The 18,345-nt window shown below is 37.3% G+C and carries 16 protein-coding genes and 1 tRNA gene; 5 read left to right on the top strand and 12 right to left on the bottom strand.

The features are described from left to right. Positions 1–2: 2 nt before the first annotated feature. Together R2R71_RS04945 and R2R71_RS04940 are read right to left on the bottom strand one after the other, a co-directional pair. Positions 3–1,277, bottom strand: coding sequence for a DUF5103 domain-containing protein (locus R2R71_RS04945; protein ID WP_316830140.1), 1,275 nt, complete (start codon positions 1,275–1,277; stop codon positions 3–5). Between the two features lie 198 nt (positions 1,278–1,475). After that, a complete protein-coding gene (locus R2R71_RS04940) occupies positions 1,476–3,383 on the bottom strand; it encodes an ABC-F family ATP-binding cassette domain-containing protein (RefSeq protein WP_316830139.1) in 1,908 nt (635 codons plus the stop codon). Between the two features lie 169 nt (positions 3,384–3,552). Between R2R71_RS04940 and nudK the strand changes: the two genes are divergently transcribed. Beyond that, entirely contained in the window at positions 3,553–4,134 is a 582-nt protein-coding gene (gene nudK / locus R2R71_RS04935) for a GDP-mannose pyrophosphatase NudK (RefSeq protein WP_316830138.1), read from the top strand. A 52-nt stretch (positions 4,135–4,186) separates the two neighbouring features. Here the strand turns inward: nudK and R2R71_RS04930 are convergent, their stop codons facing one another. After that, positions 4,187–7,267 (bottom strand): AsmA-like C-terminal region-containing protein, encoded by a 3,081-nt coding sequence (locus R2R71_RS04930; protein WP_316830137.1) that lies wholly within the window; start codon positions 7,265–7,267, stop codon positions 4,187–4,189. A gap of 125 nt (positions 7,268–7,392) precedes the next feature. Here R2R71_RS04930 and R2R71_RS04925 point away from each other — a divergent pair, with 125 nt between their 5' ends. The 3 genes from R2R71_RS04925 (at position 7,393) to R2R71_RS04915 (ending at position 9,708) form a co-directional block, all read left to right on the top strand. Then, positions 7,393–7,803, top strand: a complete 411-nt coding sequence (locus R2R71_RS04925) for an Rrf2 family transcriptional regulator (RefSeq protein WP_316830136.1) — start codon at positions 7,393–7,395, stop codon at positions 7,801–7,803. Between the two features lie 119 nt (positions 7,804–7,922). Then, entirely contained in the window at positions 7,923–8,573 is a 651-nt protein-coding gene (locus tag R2R71_RS04920; protein WP_316830135.1) for an NAD(P)-dependent oxidoreductase, read from the top strand. Between the two features lie 103 nt (positions 8,574–8,676). Further along, entirely contained in the window at positions 8,677–9,708 is a 1,032-nt protein-coding gene (locus R2R71_RS04915) for a quinone-dependent dihydroorotate dehydrogenase (protein WP_316830134.1), read from the top strand. A gap of 130 nt (positions 9,709–9,838) precedes the next feature. Here the strand turns inward: R2R71_RS04915 and R2R71_RS04910 are convergent, their stop codons facing one another. The 5 genes from R2R71_RS04910 to R2R71_RS04890 form a co-directional block, all read right to left on the bottom strand. After that, entirely contained in the window at positions 9,839–10,036 is a 198-nt protein-coding gene (locus R2R71_RS04910) for a hypothetical protein (RefSeq protein WP_316830133.1), read from the bottom strand. Positions 10,037–10,124: 88 nt separating this feature from the next. Next, positions 10,125–10,790: a DNA alkylation repair protein gene (locus R2R71_RS04905; protein ID WP_316830132.1), complete on the bottom strand. Its 666-nt coding sequence runs from the start codon at positions 10,788–10,790 to the stop codon at positions 10,125–10,127. Positions 10,791–10,894: 104 nt separating this feature from the next. Further along, entirely contained in the window at positions 10,895–11,065 is a 171-nt protein-coding gene (locus tag R2R71_RS04900; protein ID WP_316830131.1) for a spore protein, read from the bottom strand. Positions 11,066–11,098: 33 nt separating this feature from the next. Beyond that, a tRNA-Cys gene (locus R2R71_RS04895) sits at positions 11,099–11,172 on the bottom strand. Positions 11,173–11,232: 60 nt separating this feature from the next. Further along, on the bottom strand, positions 11,233–11,979 hold the full coding sequence (locus tag R2R71_RS04890) for an RNA methyltransferase (RefSeq protein WP_316830130.1): 747 nt from the start codon (positions 11,977–11,979) through the stop codon (positions 11,233–11,235). On the opposite strand from R2R71_RS04890, the gene R2R71_RS04885 reads away from it, so the two are divergent. After that, positions 11,970–14,375, top strand: coding sequence for a BamA/TamA family outer membrane protein (locus R2R71_RS04885; RefSeq protein ID WP_316830129.1), 2,406 nt, complete (start codon positions 11,970–11,972; stop codon positions 14,373–14,375). The two genes, R2R71_RS04890 and R2R71_RS04885, sit on opposite strands and share 10 nt — an antisense overlap. Before the next feature lies 1 nt (position 14,376). Here the strand turns inward: R2R71_RS04885 and R2R71_RS04880 are convergent, their stop codons facing one another. From R2R71_RS04880 to R2R71_RS04865, 4 genes are read right to left on the bottom strand one after another with little or no spacing between them, the layout of a single operon-like run. Beyond that, positions 14,377–14,952, bottom strand: a complete 576-nt coding sequence (locus tag R2R71_RS04880) for a 2'-5' RNA ligase family protein (RefSeq protein ID WP_316830128.1) — start codon at positions 14,950–14,952, stop codon at positions 14,377–14,379. Positions 14,953–14,993: 41 nt separating this feature from the next. Beyond that, positions 14,994–15,524 carry a hypothetical protein gene (locus R2R71_RS04875; RefSeq protein ID WP_316830127.1) on the bottom strand — a complete coding sequence of 177 codons (531 nt, stop codon included), beginning with the start codon at positions 15,522–15,524 and terminating at the stop codon, positions 14,994–14,996. Further along, on the bottom strand, positions 15,521–17,818 hold the full coding sequence (locus tag R2R71_RS04870; protein ID WP_316830126.1) for a patatin-like phospholipase family protein: 2,298 nt from the start codon (positions 17,816–17,818) through the stop codon (positions 15,521–15,523). The genes R2R71_RS04875 and R2R71_RS04870 overlap by 4 nt, the downstream gene beginning before the upstream one ends. Before the next feature lie 49 nt (positions 17,819–17,867). Next, positions 17,868–18,341 (bottom strand): TspO/MBR family protein, encoded by a 474-nt coding sequence (locus R2R71_RS04865; RefSeq protein WP_316830125.1) that lies wholly within the window; start codon positions 18,339–18,341, stop codon positions 17,868–17,870. Positions 18,342–18,345 lie beyond the last annotated feature (4 nt).

Raw genomic sequence — 18,345 nt, 5'->3', positions numbered from 1 at the left:
ATTTAACGGTCGGTAACTTTATTGCTCAGGTTGGCATAGCCTACCAGTGTATCCCAGCGGGCACCAGGTTTGCGGTAATAAACAAAAATCTGGTAGCTGTTTTCTGTCTGGAAAAATGAACCTTCAAAAGGCTGGGTTTCCAGTTTTTTAGTGTCGTTGTTAAACCAGGCGTATTCATAATCATATAGGCCTTGTTTTAGCATGATGTTGGCATAAAATTGTTTCCGGCTGGCGTCGTACAGCAATTTATTTTCTTTGTTCAGTGTATAGTTGTTAAAACGGCCAACAACGTAGGCATCACCATTGGCGCCGGGAGCCGCAGCGTTTAACGTAAAAAGTACACCCATGTATTCCGACTCGGTTTTGTCGTCGCGACCATCGGTATTGCGTATAAAGAAATTTCCGTTTTCATCATACTGGTTGGCAAATGCCCCGTTATTTCTTGGCGCATCCTGAAAAAGCATAACACTAACCGATTCGTTATCGCGGTAAATATCCCTTACGTTATCGCCCTTAAAGCGTAAACTTCTGGTGTCGAATTTTCTGAATTCATTATCGCCCCAGAAATCATTTGTGTTTAAATCATTATAAACCAATTGATTTGGCTTAATAAATGCTGGTCTGGTGTTGATGATGGCAGTGTTCGAATTAAAATTCTGCATTACAATGGCCTTTAAATCCTGATAAGGATTAGGAATAGCAATTGAATGGTTAATGATAAAATTTATCTTTTGTTTTGAATTCCGATCGGCAACCTGCATGGAATTTGTAATCTCGGCTGCAACCGCTACCTGACTATCGAGGATATAAAAGCGCTGCGATATTACAGGCTTGTTCTTATCGCCATCAAGATAAACCTTTAATACATAATTACCGCCTATTTTTGGTTGTACCTGCGTGTTGGGTAAGGTTAGTTCGTAATGTGTATATTTTCTCGTTGTATTTGATGAATAGTGATAAGTAATGATCCTGTCGCTATCAAAGCCTTGCAGGTAATCCATGGTAGAAATTCTTGATGTCTGCCAGTCTGAGGTGCAGTGTTCAACAGTGTACCAATAGTTTTTTGTGCCGCCGAGTAAGTCATCGAATGAAAAAGACAGTGTTTCGGTAGTGTTTAGTGTAATTACCGGGATACTTTGTTCTTTGTTGCTGTTGTAACAAAGTACTGTTTTGATGTTAGGTAAATAAGTTTTGTTATCGTTTGTAAAAGCTTTTTCGTTTTGTGCAAAACACAGGGAAGGTAGAATAAGTAAAAGTGTAAAGATTAGTTTTTGCATGGTTAAAAGTACAGGATATTAACCACAGATAAAAAGAAAGAGCACCTATATTTTTTTATTAGCTATGGAGGCAAGGAAGGGAATGCTTTTTATTTTGCCACTGAATCATGGATTTACAAGGGGGTGAGATTAATTTTCCGAGGTATGGATCATAAAAAAAGCCGCAGAATTTCTGCGGCTCGATTTTAACTGATGGACTTAGCCCTCTAGTTCCATTATTTCTGCAGCCAGTGTTTCCCATTTGTTCTGGTTAACATCCAGCTCCTGTTTGGTATCCTGGTAACGTTTATTGGCTTCTGCTAATTTCTCCGCATTACCATATACATTTTCGTCTGCCAGTTCTGTTTCTATATTTTTAACCGATGTTTCAAGATCGGCGATTACGTTTTCGACTTTCTTTAGCTCATCGTTAAGTTTTTTCAACTGATTAGCCGCGTTTGGCACTACTGGTTTTGGTGCTTCCTTTTGCTTTTCTGGCATTTTAACCGGAATTGGTTTTGATGCCGGAATTACCCTCTTGCTATTCCATTCTTCGTACTCGGCATAAGTTCCGGGATATTGTTTGATTTTCTCGTTTTCGATAAACCAGATTTTGTTGGCTACATTATCAAGAAAATACCTATCGTGAGATACAGCAATGAAAGTTCCTTCAAACTGATCTAAAGCCTGGATTAAAATGTTAACCGATTGTATGTCCAGGTGGTTGGTCGGCTCATCCAGGATCAGGAAGTTCGAATCTGTTGTTAATGATTTTGCCAGAGCTACTCGCGATTTTTCTCCACCGGATAATACTTTGATTTTCTTGAAAACATCATCTCCGGTAAAGAGGAAACAACCCAAAATACTACGTAATTCAGTGTCGCTATGTTTAGGTGCAAATGCTTGTAGTTCTTCTAAAATAGAGTTTTCTAAGTGTAATGATTCCAGCTGGTGCTGCGCAAAGAACGTAGTGGTTACGTTATGCCCGGTTTCGCACATTCCCTCAAATTTCTCCGTTCCGGCAACAATTCTAAGAAGTGTAGATTTTCCCTTACCGTTAGCACCGATCAAGGCAATTTTATCGCCTTTTTCAATTACTGCTTCAGCATCTTCCAGGATATGTACATTTGGATAATGCTTGGTGGCATGTTCAATGCGTACTACATGTCGGCCTGAAGGTTTTGTGAATTTAAAACTGAAGTTAACCGTTGGGTTATCATCATCAACATCCTCTACACGCTCCATTTTTTCAAGCGCTTTCATACGTGATTGCGCCATTTTAGCTTTTGATGCCTTTGCTTTAAAACGCTCGATTAAACGTTCTTCCTGCTTAATTTTGGCCTGCTGGTTCTTAAATTCGCCTTTCTGTATTTCGCCTCGTAAAGCTTTTTCTTCTACGTAAAAGCTGTAATTACCGGCATACACGGTTAGTTTTCCTTTACGCGATTCTACTGTACGGTTTACGATTTTATCAAGGAAATACCTGTCGTGAGAAACAATAACAATTGCGCCTTCAAAACTTCCCAAATAGTTTTCCAGCCATTTAATTGATGGTAAATCCATGTGGTTGGTCGGCTCATCCAGTAGTAAAATATCAGGGTCCTGAAGTAAGATTTTAGCTAGCATAACCCGCATACGCCAACCTCCGGAAAAGGTATTTAATGGGCGTTGCTGGTCGGCAGTACTGAAACCCAGACCAGCTAAAATTTCATTTGCACGGTACTCGATGTTATAGCCATCCAAAGCTTCAAACTCCTGCTGCTTATCGCTCAGTTTGTTCAGTACTTCTTCACTGTAATCGGTTTCAATTTTTTTTAACAGCTCTTCAATTTCATCATGCAACTGATTCTGGCGCTCGAAAGCTTCCATGGCAACATGCAGAATGCTGTGATGCGAATCGTAAGAAAGTAAATCCTGGTTCAGGTAGCCAATTTTCAGGTCTTTCGACATTGAGATTGTTCCCGAACTTGGTGCGTATTCGCCTACAATCAGCTTTAAAAGAGTAGATTTTCCTGTCCCGTTGGCGCCAATTAAGCCAGCTCTATCGCCAGGTTTAATGTGCCAGTTCGCTTCATCGTACAAGGCTCTTGAGCCAATCAGGAATGTTAAATTATTTATTGAAATCATTGCGGCTGCAAAAGTACGAATTTTTAAAGCCTTTTTAAGGTCATATTCAAACAGAATGAATTGTGAAAAGCAATTTATTTACCATCGCTTGCCAACTCAATTGATTCGTGTTACATGATTAGCACCATGAGAGAATTCGATATCTTTGAATTCAATAGTTTATAAAAACATGAGTAACGACAACGTCAAGATCATTAGTAAAGAAATTCTTTCAGATAATTGGTACACTTTAAACAAGATTACTTTCGAGTATCGTAAAAAAGATGGAACCTGCGAAATTCAGCAGCGTGAAGCTTACGATAGAGGTAATGGAGCCACAATTTTACTTTATAATAAGGATCAGCAGCATATTATTTTAACAAGACAATTTCGCTTGCCAACATACATCAATGGTAATGAAAGTGGTATGTTAATAGAAACTTGTGTGGGTTTATTGGATAAAGATAATCCGGAAACAGCGATTAAAAGGGAAACCGAAGAAGAGACAGGCTACAAAATTAAGTATGTTAAAAAAGTTTTCGAAGCTTATATGTCTCCTGGCTCAGTAACAGAAATTCTTTATTTTTTTGTTGCTGAATATTCAAAAGATATGAAAGTGAGCGATGGAGGCGGCCATCATGAAGAGCAGGAAAATATTGAAGTGTTGGAGATACCTTTTTCAAAAGCCCTAGAAATGATACAATCGGGCGAAATTAAAGATGGAAAAACAATAATGCTTTTACAATATGCACAGATAAACCGTTTAGTTTAATTAGCAATTGCTGTTGTTGGTAGTAAATAATTGCCTGGATTATTCAGGCCAATTATTTACCATCTGTTGTTTCTTCTAACTTTCCCTCTTTATTTCTCTTTAATTTTACAATTGGTTTTTCCTGAGTGCCGGTAATGCTCAGCGGAATGCCAAATAATCCAAAGGGAGGAAGTCCCAAACGACCACTCATATTTAAACGGCCATCAAAACTTACCTGTCCTTCAAAACGCGGACGAAATCCTGCAACTTTCATTTTGGTTTGCTCGATGGTGATGATATTGTTTTTGATGGTAGATTTTACCTGGACATCAGATAAGTTGGGGTTGGTGAGGCTATCGCGTTTGGTTTCTTTACTTACAGCGTTCATCATTTTGAAACCCATCAGGCTTACTTTTTTCAGGCTTAATACACCGCCACCTTTTAAGGATGGGAAAACAGGGAACATTTCATCATTCAGTTTTCCTGAAAGTTGATAGTCTAATCCCACAACTCCCTTAACTTTCGAGGCAGAACTCGCCATTTCCCTGAAAAGTTTGATTTCTTTGTAAGCTCTTGCAATGTCAAATTCCTTCGCCGTTAAGTGGAAATCGAATAATCCGCTTTGTGTATTCAGGCTTTTATAGTTTGCGTCCATGCCAACTTCTGCGCCAGCGATAGTAAAACCTGTTTGTTTCAAAGCAAGTGTAGCATTGCTCATTAGCAGTGTGCCTTTCGCATTTTTTATGTTTAAGCCATTGTAAAAAACATCATTTGCATTGGCAGAAAAGGTAACGTTTAAATTATCAGGGATTAGGATGACACCTTTTGATGATGAACTACTTGGCAGCGCATGATCTGCATTAACCATAAATTCATCGGCATAAATCTTATTGCTTTTGAGCGTAAAGGTTCCTGTTAATTTAGCCTTATCATTTAAAATATAATTAATTACGTTACTCAAATTGCCATTTAATTTAAAATCGGATGCTCCATAGCTGGCATTAAATTCATCAAACCTCATCTTGTCCTGGTGAAAAGAGAATATCCCATTGTGGATGAAAAAAGTTTTCGGGAATAAATCTGATTGCAGGTTTAACTGTTTTATGGTTAAGGTTCCGTTATTTTGTAACCTTCCATAGCGTCCATTCATAGCATCGCTTTGCGACCCTTTAAATGATGCATTTGTAGCAATAATACCTTTTACCTGATATCCTTTTACTGCAAATAATTGATAGATTTTACCAATGTCGACGAGGCCTTTTGTAGAGACGTTGTAGGTAATATTATCAAAATTATTTACTTCCGCTTTAAGTGTAAAAGGTTGTCCGGCCATTTCGAAAGCAATAGGCCTGATGTTTAATTTGGTGCTTCTAAGTGTTCCATCTGTATTAACCAAATCAGCATCGATTTGAATTTTTTCCAAAGGCTGGTCAAAACTGGCTGTTTTAATCCGGCCGTTGTTGAGTTTTATTGCAGCAGTGGTAACCGGAAAAAGTTTTTTTGCTTTATTAAAGGGCCCTTTGCTTTGTAAATCGAGGTTTAACAGGCCGCTTAACTCGTAGCTGTTAATCGGATAAATGTTTTTTAAATCACCGAAGTTAATAACCGATTTTAATTGCGCTTCGAAAGGCATGTTTTCAGCTGTTTGCAGTTTTGCATAACCTTTGATGAAATTGTTCAGCGACTTAATATCAATATTATCAATCGAGATTTTTGTGCTTTTATAATCGCCATCAGTATTCGAACCATTTACTTCAAAGTTAATTTTATCGATGGCTGCGGGCATGGCCAGGTATTTAAAATAGCCATTATTTAGCGAAGCTTTCAAACTAAACTTAGGCACTGTCGCAATTACTGTATCTACTTGCCTTATACCTGAGCGAACAATTTTCTTTGTGTATTTTCCATCTGCCTTGAAATTGATGTTTAACCGGCCTTTTAAAGCCAGGCTGTCGAGGTTAATCACCTTCGCCCATTTTTCTAAATCTATGTTTGAGCGTGTGTCGCTATAAATTTCAGGTGTTGTAAAACCCTTAATTTTAGTTACCGACGCTACGTAATCTTTGCCAATATTAAAATAAAGACTATCCATGTTAACATTCAAGCTGTCTGTATTTAATCCCGGAACTTTGGTTTTCAGGTTTAGGAACAGGTTGCTAATTGGTTCTGGTGCATTTGGATTAGAAATATAGCCATCGCGGATTTTCATGTTAAAAGAAGCAGTAGGCATCTCGTGTGTCGCGGCAATATATTTACCTATTAAAGAGGCATCTATTTCTGCATAGCCCTTAATATTGGTGCGCTCAAGGCGCTCGGCAATTGCTGGTGGTAGTGCAGTGAAAATATTGTGCAAATCAGTTTCTTTCGCTCTGGTTCTGAAATCAATATCATATCCGTCTTTTAAAAACGTAAAATGGCCGACAAACTCAATGGGTAGTGAATTAATTTTAAGATTATTTTCGTCGAAAATCAGGTTTAAAGAGTTGGTATTTACCTTGGTTATTAGTTTAGCATTGATTTTCTTTTTTAGCAGATAAGGTGTATTTGCATAAAGCACATCCATTTCCTTGATAGAAAGTGTACTTTTTAAATCGAAAATCGCATTGCTTAAATCACCTTTTCCAGTGTAATTTAAATCATTTGTACGAATCAGCATCGGTATCGATTTATCACTATAAGTTAAATTACTGTGATTAATGAAAATCCCCTCAATTTTAATGGCAGTACCTCCCTCACTTTTTGGAGTTTTGTTTTCCGCTTTGCTTTCATAAACATTGTAATTCGCGTGGCCTTTCTCATCAGTCAGTATGTTTATATGTGCATCATCAAGGTAAAATTCATCAACCTTGATTTGGTTAGAAAATAAGGAGAGCAAATTAATGCCCAGCGCAAGTTTTTTGGTGTAAATAAGTGTGTCTTTCTCAAATGGGGCAGAACCTTTAAGCAAAAACTGATTCAGGTTAAGTGTTAACGATGGGAAATGATTGAAAAACGAAATGCTGGTGCTTTCAAATTTTACTTCGCCTTTTATATTTTTATTAATTACCTGGGTAATTTCTTTAGTGATGGTTTGCGGAATCAAATAGGGGATAATAACAAGTAAGGCTATAACAGAAGCCAGACTGATTCCCAATATTTTAAAGAGCTTTTTCAATACGATTTGTTTGGTGGAAAATTTAAGCAAAGATAAGCTTTAGATGAATTAGGAATAAATATTTAACATTTTTTGAAATATAAAATATTTGCATACCTTTGTACTGTAATAAAAATAATTACAGAATGAACAGCAGCCGTTTCCCGATTTCATTACATATCCTCACTTTGCTTCATGATGCGAAAGGTGGATTGGTGAGCTCAGATTTTCTGGCGGGAAGCATCAATATCAACCCTGTTTTGGTTCGTAAGGAAATTATGAATCTCCGCAAACATGGTTTTGTAGATAGTAAAGAAGGTAAGGGTGGAGGTTCTTTTCTGGCGAAAAAAGCATCAGAAATTAACCTTGGAGAAGTATATCGTGCTGTTAGAAATAACAATATTTTAGGTCAGAGCAAAAATGAACCAAACCCTAAATGCCCTATTGGGAGGCAAATTAACCAGCATTTAGATACACTTTACAGTGATGCAGAAAATGCCTTGATTGAAAACCTTTCGAAACAGACATTGGAAGATTTTGCAGCAAAATTTGAGTAAAAAAATTTGGATTTAACTGTAATAAAATTTGTTACAATATATGTAGTTAACAAACAATTACAAATGATCAATGGACCAGTGACTAATGAACTATAAATAAATAATTAAACATAAATAACATGAAAGTAGCATTAATAGGCGCCTCAGGATTTGTAGGTAAAGCCCTTTTGAACGAGTTGGTAAGTCGTGGAAACGAAGTAATCGCCATTGCCCGCGATACCAATAAAATTGAAAACAACGACGAAAAAGTAACTAAAGTTGCTGCCGATGTTTTGGAAACTGAAAAATTAGCAGAAGCATTGAAAGGAACTGACGCTGTAATCAGTGCTTTCAACGCCGGATGGGCAAATCCAAACCTTTATAACGATACCATTACAGGTGCTGAAGCCATTCAGAAAGCAGTTAAAGCATCAGGTGTAAAACGTTATATCTTTATTGGTGGTGCTGGTACTTTACAAATCGATGGAAACCAATTGGTAGACGGACCTAATTTTCCTAAAGAATATTATGCCGGTGCATCTGCAGTAAGAGATTACTTCAACATCCTAAAACAAGAAAAAGAATTGGATTGGTTGTTTTTTAGTCCTGCAATTGAAATGCATCAAGGTATCAGCACAGGCCGTACAGGAAAATATCGTTTAGGTAAAACGTCTCCTGTTTTTAACGAAGAAGGCCGTTCAATTTTATCGGTAGAGGACTTGTCTATCGTTCTTGCTGATGAACTGGAAAATAATGCACATCATCAGGAGCAGTTTACAGCAGCATACTAGTTGATGTAAGATGTTTGATGGAAAATGGAAAGGGTTATTGCGGTAAATACCCTTATCCGTTTTCCATTTTTTACATTTTCCATATTTTATCTATCTTCGTTGCATGTATCGCATCATTAAACCAATATTCTTCAGATTTGACCCTGAAAACGTGCATTATTTCGTTGTTAAACGGTTAAAATGGTTTAATGACAAGTTTCCTCTAGGCAAAACGATTATCCGCAGTAGTTTTGATGTTCATATTAAAGGTTTAGAAAAGGAAGTTTTTGGAATTAAATTCAGAAATCCGGTTGGTTTAGCCGCTGGTTTTGATAAAAACGGTGAATATGTTGAAGCTTTAAGTAACCTTGGCTTTGGTTTTATTGAGGTTGGAACGGTAACACCGATGCCTCAACCCGGAAATGATAAGCCCCGTATGTTCAGGTTGCCTAATGATGAGGCTTTAATCAACAGGATGGGTTTTAACAATAAAGGTGTTGATGTGATGGCAGAACGTTTACGTTTGCTAAAAGATAAACATCCTGAAATTGTTGTAGGAGGTAACATTGGCAAAAACAAGGCTACGCCTAATGAGGATGCAGTAAGCGACTATATAAAATGTTTTGATCGTTTGTTTGATGTAGTTGATTATTTTGTGGTTAACGTGAGTTCGCCAAATACCCCAGGTTTGCGGGAGCTGCAGGAGAAAGAACCGCTTAAGAAAATCTTAAACACACTTCAGCAGCGAAACCGTAAAAACGATATTTCGAGACCGATTTTATTGAAAATTGCACCTGATTTAACAAATGCGCAGTTGGATGATATTATCGAAATTGTAGCAGAAACAAATATCGCTGGCATCATTGCAACCAATACGACTATTAGTCGCGAAAATTTAGCTACCGAAAAAACATTAACAGATGAAACAGGTGGATTAAGTGGTAAACCTGTTAAAGAGCGTTCTACTGAAGTAATTAAATATCTGTCCGAAAAATCAAATAAAGCTTTCCCGATCATTGGTGTTGGAGGGGTACACTCGGCCGAAGATGCGCAGGAAAAATTAGCTGCCGGCGCAAGTTTAGTTCAGTTATATACCGGTTTTATTTATGAAGGTCCAGGCTTGATTAAGTCGATTTGCAAAGCTTTGGTAAAGTAGTATATAAATTTAGCATCATCATACCTAATCTGTTTGGTTTTGCCGTATATATTGTTGACCAACATATTAGGTTAGTAACGACTAAATGAAGTTTTTGGAATCTCCAGCTGCAAAGAATCCCTGGTTTTCATTATGAGCGACGGTTTGAAAGGTATGTAGCAATAATAACAAGTGCAGCACCAAAGCACATTCCTGTACCAATAAAACGTAAAATATCCACTCCTCTCAAGGCTTTCCAGGCTGGGCCACTAAGCATAGCTAAAAAATTCATGATCCCGAATAAAGTAATTAAGAAGAAAATACGGGGAAATCTGTTTTCATTTTTCATTGATTATTCATTTTTAATTATTGATCTGATTTAGCATAAACAGAAGTTTGTTTGCACACGGCAACTAATACTCATGCATTACGTAAATCTACTTCTGCCGGCTCACCATCGCATTAATCCATATAGGTGCAAAAGGAGAGGTACAGCCTTTTGAAACCGGATAATCGCGAAGAACACCTAATTGCTCGCCAATTGCTAAAGCCCTTTCTCTTAAAGCCGGATGATTAATGCCAATCTGTGCTAGTGTTGAATTCATTGTCCATTGCACTTCGGGTACTGCACTTGCCATTTCTGCTTCAATCCTGTCTAAAGTCACATCAAGGTCTATGCCTTCAGGTGCTCTGGTAACTCTTCTGCTCATTAAACTCCAGCCAGCCCGGGCTAACATTTTGTCGTTTGAATTCATCCATTTTTCACGGAATTGCTCCTTGTTATCATATTCTTTTATCACATAACTATAAAACCAATCGGCAGCCCAGGTAAACTGTTCCGACGAAACCATGGTTTCAATTTCAGCTGTTGATAGTTTTTTCGGATCAAGGATTAAAATAGCCAGCATGCGGGCATCAATATTTTCAGTAGCCCAAAGCTCCATCGCTAAAGGATGGTTGGTTTTAATTTTTTTAGCAAGTGTTCGGATATCCCCCATTTTAACGCCAAAAAGATTCTCTCTGGCGCCGTTTTTTAAATGTTGTTTACGCACTTTTTCATCGGCTAATGATTCTAGAGTAGCTAACGTTTGCTGGAGATTCATGACTTTAAAGTTTTGGTTAATTCAAATTTATCTAAATTCCGGGCATAAAAAAAGCATCCTTTGATCAGAAGGATGCTTTAAATTTTTTAGAAGATCTCTAAAAACTATTTTGCCAAAGCAGCTAAAACAGCATTGTTTTTAGCTAATTGATCGTTTTTAGGTTGTGTAGAGCGGCTTCCTAACTCGATGTTAGTTGCTCTTTTTAAAAAATCTACCTCTTGGTGAGCTGTATTTTTATTTCTTCTGTCTTTTCTTTTTAATCTGGTAACTGCCATGGTAATAACCTTTTATTATTTTATTTGTACAAATGGAGGTCGAGAGCGGATTCGAACCGCTGTAGAAGGTTTTGCAGACCTCTGCCTAGCCACTCGGCCACTCGACCCTTAAATTCAAGGCTGCAAAAATAGCAATTATTAGTTAGCCCGCAAATATAAATGAATATTTAATTTTGAATTCTTGCAATTTCCGAGCAAAATATTGCCGCACTAACCGCAACATTTAACGATTCGGCAGCGCCAACTCTCGGTATAGTAATGGGTTGCGTTATTTTTTTTATTACTTCGGCCGTAATTCCTTTTCCTTCGTTTCCTAAAATAATTAAGCCTTCTTTTCCCCAGTCGGTTTTGTAAATAGCGTTTCCATCGAGCAAAGCGCCAAAAACCGGGAGCGAATTCTTATTTAAAAGCACCGGCAAATTTTCATAATAAATATTAATACGTGCCAGCGAGCCCATCGTAGCCTGTACCGTTTTAGGGTTAAAAGCTTCTACGCAATCTTCAGAACAAATAATGTTTTTAAATCCAAACCAATCTGCAGTTCTGATAATGGTGCCCATATTACCTGGATCTTGCACGCCATCGAGCACAATGGTAAACTGATTTTTCAGGTTATTTAAGTCTACAGGCTGGCTTTCTGGTAACACTACTACAGCCAAAAAACCTTGTGGCGTCTGTAAAGTACTAATCTTACTCAATTCAGCGTTGTTTACTTCAAATAAGTTTATATTTGCGGGTAATTTGGGTAACAAATTATATTGTTCGCTAACGTAAAATATGGTATGAATTTGGTAAGCAGATTGTATAAATTCTTTAATAGATTTTATACCTTCAACTAAGAATAATCCATTTTCTTTACGGTATTTTTTTTGATGTAACGATTTAATAAAACTAATCTGAGATTTTGAAAGCATACAAATCCTTTAAATATTCTAAATTGAAAAGCCCTGCAATATTACTATTAATTATTGTTTTAATGCAGGCCTGTTCATCAACTAAATACATTCCGGATTACCAGGCTATCGTTAAAAAAGTTACCATAGATAGTGTTGACGCTAAATTTGAAGAACAGGCGTACAACTATGTACAGAAAGATATTCGTCCTTCATCATCATTTAGTATTAATGTTCCATTATATAATTTGTTTAATACCAAGGATGGACGCTATAAAACCACTAACATAAAGCCATTTGGTACGCCGCCGGCAATTTTGGATAGTACGTTAGTAGAAATATCGAGAACCCAGATAGAGAAATTTTTAAAAGGGAAAGGGTACTTCCAGGCAAAAGTTACTTCTGATATTAAAGTAAAAGATAAAAAAGCAGAAATCAATTTTAAAGCCGATCCAGGGCCTGCTTCTTTTATCAATAAGCTTACTGATTCTATTTATACACCTAATATTAAGGGAATTTACCACGCCGAACGCCCAAAATTTACACACCTCCATGCGGGGATGCAATACGATTCTGATTCTTTATCATACGAAAGAGATCAGATTTACAGGGTGATGAAAGAGAACGGTTATTTTTATTTTCTCCGTCCATATATAAATTTCGATGTTATTGAAACTACTGACGTTAAAAAAGTTGATTTAAGGTTAAATGTTACCAATCCGCCCAAGGGAAACCACAAGCAGTACAACATTGGAACAACTTATATGATTATAGCGCCAAGTCCTGATGGTTTTCCAGATTCGCTAAGAAATTATGTAAATCGCGATACCACGAATGGTATTTCATTTACCGATTTATCGAAGCGATACAGGCGCAACCCTATCCTCCGATACGATTTTCTGAAGAAGAATGAAATGTACGACCTGAGAAATGAAAACCTTACCTACGACAGGCTTTACGAACTCAATATTTTTAAAAATGTAAAAATCGATTACATTAATCAGGATAGTACATCAAATAAAATAAACCCGATAGTTTTATTAATACCACAAAAAGTAATGAGTAACCGGGTTGAGGGGGAGGTTCCTTTTAATGGTGGTACCGTTGGTTTTACCCTGAGTAATACTTATACCAATAATAATTTTTTCAGGGGTGCAGAACGCTTTGAACTGCAGATAAAAGGAGGTTTGCAATCGCGTATAGGAAACGGGGCTTCACCTTTCAGCGATATTTACCAGCGGGATTTTTCCATAAGTTCGAGCATCACCGTTCCGCGTTTGATGATTCCTTTTTATAATCCGGTATTAGGATCGAACGGTATGCCACACACTACTTTTTCATCGAGTTATATTTATGCTTTACAGAAAGATGTTTCGGTGAGGAGGATATTCATCAATTCGATTACTTATGACTGGGTAGAAACGAAATCTAAATTACACTCATTTACCCCTTTAAATTTCGAATACCGCTTTGGTAATCTGGACCCGCTGATTGATTCTGCATCGGTTGCAAATAATCTTTATTATTCTTCATTACTGGCCAGAAAAGATTTAACCCTGGGGATGAAGTACACATACACTTTAAATGCTGATAAACTTAATCAGTTAAGAACCTTTGTGTATTTAAGAGGCGGGATTGATATTGCAGGAAATCTGCTTCAGGCGATTTCTAATTTCAACAACAATAAACACAATCCGAATAATTTTCTGCCGGGCAGCACCATAGATAGAGATTACGCAAAGATTTTAGGATTACCGTACAACGAATATCTTAAACCCGAGGTTGATATTAGGTGGTATAAGCATTTAGGTGGCGACAGGCAATTTGTTGCACGTATGAATGCCGGTGTTGCCTATGCATATGGTAACTCGGTTTTTATGCCCTTCGAAAAAAGATTTTTTGCGGGAGGTTCAAATAGTATCAGGGCATGGCAGGCCAGAACCCTTGGGCCGGGGAATTACAACAGGGCATCTTTAGCTTCTGATACTGTTAGAAGGGCTGTTTTTGGCCTCGATCAGTTGGGCGATTTAAGAATTGAAACAAATTTTGAATACAGAAATATCCTGCTCCGCAAATTCTTTGGTGGCGTTTTAAAAGGAGCTGCATTTGTTGATGCCGGTAATATATGGAACCTGAATGCCGATGAAGGTGAAGAGAAAATGTTTAAACTAAGTAAACTTGTACAGCAGCTGGCTATTGGCGCTGGTGTTGGTTTAAGGTACGATGTACAGTATTTCGTTTTCAGATTTGATGTAGGTTTGAAAATAAAAGATCCACAATTTTCGAGCGATGAGCAATGGGTTATAGGCAAATTCTTATCTGGTGGAAAAGATTTTCGAAATACCTACAACGCAACACATGGCCCAGATACTTATCGTTTCCTACAGTATAACTTTGGTATTGGAATGCCGTTCTAACTTAATCAAAAAGACTTAAAGGCTTAGGTTTATCTGCAGGGTTTTTAAATGCAAAATCCCTGTATGGTCGCCATCTCTTATCTGTGTGTTTATAAACCGAAAAGCTATTTACGTTAAAAGTACGCTTGAAATTTTTCGCTCCATATTCTTTCATTATTGATTGATAAACGGGGAGTTTTACATCTTTAAAGGCAATGGTTAAGTGCGGCGTAAACTTCATTATATCTTTGGCAGGAATTAGATTTAAAGGCTTTAGTGCCGATTTAATCTGCGACTGTAACTTCATTATGCCATCATTCTGCTCAACATCAATATAAACTGTATGCGGCTCAAAAGCATTGAAATTCTTCAAAACCTGATGAAATGCATCTGAATAGGAAGCATCTTCAAGTGCCTTGAAAAATTTAGCTTCGTTTGCCAGCGAGGAAATCTTTACAGGATTATAAAGGGTAATGTGTGCAGGGCGTTTGAGCGATTCGAACACATTGTACTTTTCTGAAATGTTGTTTCTTATCTCATCGATATCTTCAGCAATCGATAAGGGAGGAATAAGACAAACTAAAAATAGATTTTCCATAAGGCTAATTTACTAAAAATATTAGTAAATTGACCTGTTTATTAAAATAAGTTTTTTAAACCATCAAAGATACTCTCGAAAAAAGTACCCAGGTTTAAACCATTACTATGGTTAAAATATACGAAGGCCAGAAATATAATTACTGCAAAAATGATGAGTTTTCGGAAAGCAAATGCCAGTATTACCAATACAATCGGGATAATGAAAAGCCACAAGCTGTTGATGGGATAAGGGGTTAAATCATTATCTTTTTTATAAACGTAAACCAGTTTACTGTGCGTGCCTGAATCGTTCTGGTGTTTTAAGTAAACAAAGGTAGAACGTTCGATAGGCAAAGGCAGAACGGCAATTCCATCATTAAATTTAAGGCTTTGTGTAAAGCCACTCACGCTAAAAGTATAAATGCCGTTAATGTTTTCATTCGGAACATCGAGCGAATCGGCAGCGATAATGGCAAGTTTGTTGTTTTTCAACAGGTTTTCCTTTACAAGAAAATTATTAATTGCCGCAGTTTGCGCAAAGCCTGAAAAACCTAAAAGGCAAAGAAAAATTAAGATAAATCCTCGTTTCATTCGATAGAACGTTTATTGTAAATTAAATAGCCAATATGCAATAATACACCATTTCTTTTAATCGCATCGTTATATAAATTATAACTTAAGCTTACAGGGCCAACGGGCGTTTGGTAAACTAATCCGGCAGTTGCAGCGTATCTCAATTTTGTTATCGCCTTAGCATAAGAAACATCCTGCAAATTATTCAGTTCATATTCTTTGTGCGGTAAAAATAAATAACCTTCCAATCTTAAATCGAGGTTTTTTCTCACACTAAAGATATTTTTTATTCCGCCAGCGGCATAGGTCGATGCCCTGAATTTATCAAGAAATAAAGAGCGGCTATCTTGTAATGGGTAAAAAGCCGGCGAAACCAGCAGTGTTGAATAATAATTGTTAAACAAAGGCTGGTTTGAGATAACACCTTCAACAAGGTAACCCAATGTATATTTATTTAAATGAAGAAAATAATTTTCCTGGGTAAGTTTAACGCCAATCCATTGCCTTAAATGGTTAGATGGTGTAATTGTATTTGGTGCTACGGTATTCCTGAAAATATTTCCCGGATTGTAATTTTCCCTCCCAGTTGTAAAATTAAAACTCAGTAGGAAACTTTGCCCGCGGGTTGCATATTGCTTACGGTTCAGCGAGTTTTTCTCAAGGTTTAGCGAGCCCTTAAATCCATTAAAAACAGTTTGGTCAAGTACATCGCCCACGGCAAATGTATTGTTAGGGCTATATTCATCCTGATTATTAATGAAAGCTGAGTGCAGGATAATCTTAGTATTATAATTCAGCGGTACTCCCATCATCAAATCAATTTTACGGTCGGCCTGTTCAATATAAATCGGGTGTGGGTTTTCGATGAAAATCTGACTGGTGTTATAAAAATTCCAGTGGTTGTAAGTTAATTCTGCACCTACAAATAAGGGAAGTTTGGTTGGATAATCAATGCGGCCGCTTACCTGAACCGACTCGTAAAAACGACCCGAATAAAAGCTTGTTCCAAATGTGTAAGCCTTACGATTGAGGTAATTATATTGTACACCAAGGAAAACATTGCTGATAGGCCGCGTAGATATATTACCGCCTAAATCGAGTTTAAAGCTTTTTTTTGGTTGTGCCACCACTTCGAAGGTATAACTATCGGTAGTAGGCTCATAAACAATCTTTGGATAAATAGTTTCGAAAGTCTGGTCGGCAACAAGTTTATAGTAGCCACGTTTTATATCCTGAAGGTTAAAAGTCTTCTTATCGCTCTTAAAAAGCCTTTCTACATAACGTTTTTGTTGCTCATTTACACCACTAACCGTGATGTTGCTGAATACAAATTCGGGTTTTTTCCTGTTGAATTTTTCCCTGCGCTTTGTCAGTTCCTCATCACTTACACGACGGCTAATAAGCGCTTTTATGCGCTCCATATCAGCCATTGTAGCATCATAACCTTTCTTAATAAGGTCTTCAACCGGCGAGAAATTAGTTACGCTGTAATCTGTTAAATCGGGCTGGATATATATACCATTTTTTCCAACCATGGTAGAGTCTGATTTTGATAAAAACATAAAAACCAGAAACCTGTTCATCAGCCGGTCGTCGTTGTTTTTTGGGTATTCATTGTAGGTTTTCGATGAAACATTTGCACCAATAATGTAGTCGGGTTTAAATTCCCGCTCCATTACATCGGCGGGAAAATTATTATATAGTCCGCCATCAAAAACATACTTTCCATCCAGTTTAATCGGGCGATAGATAATCGGAACGGTCATCGTTGCCCTTACCGCCTCGGCTAAACTACCTTTATTAACCGTTATACTTTTTTGTGAAAGCACATCGGCCACCATACAACGGTATGGAACAAAAAGATTATCGAAATTATCTTTTGATGCTGCCGATGCCTGGGAGAAAAGCTCTAGAAAGGCAAAGTTTAATGGGATATCATTGATGAGGTTAGATCGAAAGCTGAAATGGAAACCAGTATCAACAGCAACTTTTGCGGTAAGCATTGAGGCATTTGGCGCATTCTTCTCAAAAAAATAAGTAAAGTCACTTGTGTAACGACCGTTTACCCAGTTTTGAAAATCATCGCTCAAGGCAATTTTCTCAATCTGTGCCGGCGAATATCCTGCAGCGTACATGGCGCCGACAATTCCACCCATCGAGGTGCCGGTAATGTAATCGATGGGAATGTGGTTTTCTTCGAGTGCCTTTAAGGTGCCGATATGTGCCAATCCTTTTGCGCCACCTCCGCTAAATACAAGCCCCACCTTTTGCGCATGCAGTTGTGTACAGCACAGAACGAGAAGTATCAGCAAATATCTTTTAAAAGTTACCACCCCTAAAAATAAGGTTTTCTTTTAGAATTTAATTCAGGATGAAGATGTTATATGTTAAAAATGATGCAAAACTTACCCAAAGGATGTAAGGGATGAATAACAATCCGGCCAACTTGTTTATTTTATAAAACATTATTGCATTGATAATAATGATGACAAGCAAAACTATAATTTCGGCGAGTGCAAAACCAATTTCATGCAGGTAAAAAAAGATAAACGACCAGCAAAGGTTTAAAATTAACTGGATAAAATAAATAGCTACTGTTCTCGGGAAGTGAACAATTTCTGCACGTTTAGTCCAAACAAGATATGCTGCAATGCCGATTAGAACATATAGTGAAGTCCAAACTGGTGCAAATAACTGGTTTGGCGGATTGAATGATGGTTTATTTAGTGTCGGATACCAGCTTCTTACAGATTGTGCGGTTGCCCATCCACCCAAAGCCCCAATACTTAGTGTTATAGCAATGTTGATAATAAACGCTACGGGTTTAAATTTCATGTTA

Source organism: Pedobacter aquatilis (assembly GCF_032678405.1).
In the GTDB taxonomy this organism is placed as follows: domain Bacteria; phylum Bacteroidota; class Bacteroidia; order Sphingobacteriales; family Sphingobacteriaceae; genus Pedobacter; species Pedobacter aquatilis_A.
This window is presented reverse-complemented; position numbering and strand designations above follow the sequence as displayed.